The organism is Oleiphilus sp. HI0066 (genome assembly GCF_001635725.1).
Map to the genome: position 1 here is coordinate 1 of NZ_LWFH01000817.1, position 458 is coordinate 458.

Genomic DNA, 458 nt, shown 5'->3' on the forward strand with positions numbered 1-458 from the left:
ACAGGGCATGATGGTGACATCAAGATTGAGCGCGGTAAGCGTTTCTCGAACAAGACGGCATTCCGGATCGCCTTCACGATCAAACAGGATAATCGGTTTTTCGGGCTGATAATGCTCTTTCGTACTAGATGTTCCTCGCCAAGAGCGAGCAATAGATGCAAATGTGGAGTTCAGAACATTAATCGTATGAAGCATGCATACACCCTTTTAATATTAAGCGGTTTTTTCTATAAACCGCAGCATTATAAGGCTTAAGATGCTTTAGTCGACCCCAGCGTACTCAATTGATTTAAACACTTGTTCTGCATAGTTTTGAACGTTAATCCTTGGGGCGTTCACTTCATAACGTCGTGATAATTCAACGTTGACCAAAATATTTGGCAAGCCACGATGCGGGCAGACCAAACCATATACATCAACGAGAGCAGGGCCTGCATTATTGCGACCACGCCAATCTT

At 43.9% G+C, this 458-nt stretch carries 1 protein-coding gene and 1 pseudogene; both read right to left on the reverse strand.

What is annotated here, in order from left to right:
- A pseudogene (locus A3738_RS09690) lies at nucleotides 1-195 on the reverse strand (hypothetical protein); the annotation flags it as partial.
- Between the two features lie 66 nt (nucleotides 196-261).
- On the reverse strand, nucleotides 262-458 hold a 197-nt coding region (locus A3738_RS30895), incomplete at its 5' end, for a hypothetical protein (protein ID WP_197473764.1).